Origin of the sequence: Streptomyces sp. NPDC097619, assembly GCF_040302735.1 — a bacterium.
GTDB lineage: Bacteria > Actinomycetota > Actinomycetes > Streptomycetales > Streptomycetaceae > Streptomyces.
In genome coordinates this window covers 1-2,467 of the sequence record NZ_JBEOSD010000312.1, presented here as the reverse complement: position 1 = coordinate 2,467, position 2,467 = coordinate 1, and the positions used below count along the sequence as shown (strand labels likewise).

Sequence of the window (2,467 nt, the reverse complement as noted above, 5' to 3'; positions counted from 1 at the left end):
GCGGGTCCTGGACGCCCTGCAGACCGACGAGCTGTGCCCCTGCAACTGGACCAAGCCCGAGGACACCTGCGCCACCACGGGGACGCCGAGGTGCGCGGGGCGGAGGGCGCCGCGCTGGTGGACCTCGCGGTGAACGTGCGGGCCGGTACGCCCCCGGCGTGGCTGCGGGAGCGCGTCGCGGGCTCCCTGGACTTCCTGGCGGCCTATCCGGACGGGCGGGCCGCCCGGGCCGCGGTGGCCGCCCGGCACGGGCTGCCCGCGGAGCGGGTGCTGCTGACGGCGGGGGCGGCGGAGGCGTTCGTGCTGCTGGCGCGGGCGCTGCCGGTGCGCCGCCCGGTGGTGGTGCACCCGCAGTTCACCGAGCCGGAGGCGGCCCTTCGGGACGCGGGGCACCGGGTGGAGCGGGTGGTCCTGACGGAGGCGGAGGGCTTCCGGCTGGATCCGGCGGCCGTGCCGGAGGAGGCGGACCTGGTCGTCGTCGGCAACCCGACGAACCCGACCTCGGTGCTGCACCCGGCGGAGCTGCTGGCCCGGCTGGCCCGGCCGGGCCGGTACCTGGTGGTGGACGAGGCCTTCATGGACGCGGTGCCCGGGGAGCGCGAGGCGCTGGCGGGCCGTGCCGACCTGCCGGGGCTGGTCGTGCTGCGGAGCCTGACGAAGACCTGGGGGCTGGCGGGGCTGCGGATCGGCTACGTGCTGGCGGAGCCGGGGACGGTGGCCCTGCTGGAGCGGGCGCAGCCGCTGTGGCCGGTGTCGGCCCCCGCCCTGGTCGCGGCCGAGGCGTGCGTGTCCCCGCGGGCCCTGGCGGAGGCGGCGGAGGCGGCCCGGCGGATCGCGGTCGACCGGGAGCACCTGCTCGCGGGGCTGGCCGAGTTCGAGGAGGTGCGGGCGGTGGGTCCGGCGGAGGGGCCGTTCGTCCTGGTCCGGTTGGACCGGGCGGACGAGGTGCGCGGGCACCTGCGGACGTTGGGCTTCGCGGCCCGTCGCGGGGACACCTTCCCGGGGCTGGGGCCGGACTGGTTGCGGTTGGCCGTCCGGGACCGGGCCACCACGGGCCGGTTCCTGCAGGCCCTGGACCGGGCGCTGGCCCTGACGGGTCGCTGAGGGCCCGCGGGGAGGGTCGGGGGCGCCGGGGGTGCGGCCCGCGTCACGCGCGGGGGGCGGGCGGACGCCGTCGCGTCCGCCCGCCCCCGTGGACCGGTCCCGCCCCCTCGGGCCGGTCAGGCGCGGCTGCGGCCGCGGGTCAGGAGGACGGTGCCCGCGCCGATGCCGAGGAGCACGAGGGCGCCGCCCGCCACGTACGGGGTGGCGGAACTGCCGCCGGTCTCGGCGAGGTTGCCGTCGGAGCCGCCGGTCTGGGGCTTCACGTCGGGCTTGGGGTCGTCGATGGTGACGGGCTTGCTGGGCTCGGGGCTCGGGGTCGGCGCGGCGGCCTTGGGTGCCGTGCAGGAGGCCTGCACCAGGGTCACCTCGCCCTCGATCTCGGCCACGTTCAGCTGGAGCGGGTTCACGGAGACCTTGAGGCGCAGGGCGGTGGCGGCGGCCTTGCGGGAGGTGGTCTCGGTGGCGGAGAGGTCGAGGCGGACCTCGCCCACGGCGGGCACGACGATCCGGGTGGTCCCGGACGAGGAGAGCGTGACCTTCTTGCCGAGCACGGTGACGGCGCCGAGCACGTTGGCCTCCGCGACGGGCTTGCGGCCCGCCTCGCAGAGGGCGCGGGCGGTGACCTTCTCGACCTGGACCAGGGAGAGGAGCGGCAGGCCGGGCAGGTGCACGGTGGCGCGGGCGAGGGTGGCGGAGCCCTCGGCCCGCTTGCGGTCGGCCTCGGCGACGGCCTCGGCGACGTCCGCCCGGACCATGCTGAAGGGCTGCCCTCGGTCCACCCCGTCGAGGGTGAGGGTCAGCGCGGTCTTCTCGGCCCGGCCGGGGGCGGAGACCTCGTTCAGGGTGGCCCGGAGCGGCACGTGGACGGTCTTGTCGAGCAGCCCGACGTCGAGTCCGGCCTTCAGGACGACGGCGTTCGCCCGGCCGTCGCCCGTGCCGCCGGTGGCCTGCGCGGGACCCGCGGCCAGCAGCGTGAAGGGGCCCGCCGCGAGGGCGGCGGCGACCAGGGCGGCACCGGCGCGGCGGGCGGACGTGCGGGAGGTGTTGCTGTTCAAGGTGGTGGAACCCCCAAGGAGTTATGGAGCCGTCCCGGCGCCGCCAATGGGGGACATTGCGCGCGCCGACGGCCTCGACCCCGGAAGTTTTACGCACTGAGAGTGAACGGGTGACAACCTGACGTGAGTTCACCCCAAAGAGGGGTTTCCGCGCTCATATTCGAATCTTTTGGTACGCGGGTTCCCCCTGGCCCCACCCATAACGGTGAACGGCGGCGCGCCCCGGGGGGGGCGCCCCCCGCCGGGCCCCCCCCCGGGACCAGTTCGGCGGAGACCTCCAGCTCCACGCGGGTATCGGCGCGGCTGGA

General features: G+C 76.8%; 2 protein-coding genes. One reads left to right on the top strand and one right to left on the bottom strand.

Annotated elements, in window-relative coordinates; genetic code table 11:
• The first annotated feature begins 90 nt into the window (after nt 1-90).
• A complete protein-coding gene (gene cobC, locus ABTZ17_RS36670; protein ID WP_352200157.1) occupies nt 91-1,104 on the top strand; it encodes an Rv2231c family histidinol phosphate aminotransferase CobC in 1,014 nt (337 codons plus the stop codon).
• Nucleotides 1,105-1,220: 116 nt separating this feature from the next.
• Here cobC and ABTZ17_RS36665 read toward each other — a convergent pair whose 3' ends face one another.
• On the bottom strand, nt 1,221-2,159 hold the full coding sequence (locus tag ABTZ17_RS36665; protein ID WP_352200156.1) for an SCO1860 family LAETG-anchored protein: 939 nt from the start codon (nt 2,157-2,159) through the stop codon (nt 1,221-1,223).
• Nucleotides 2,160-2,467: the final 308 nt, after the last annotated feature.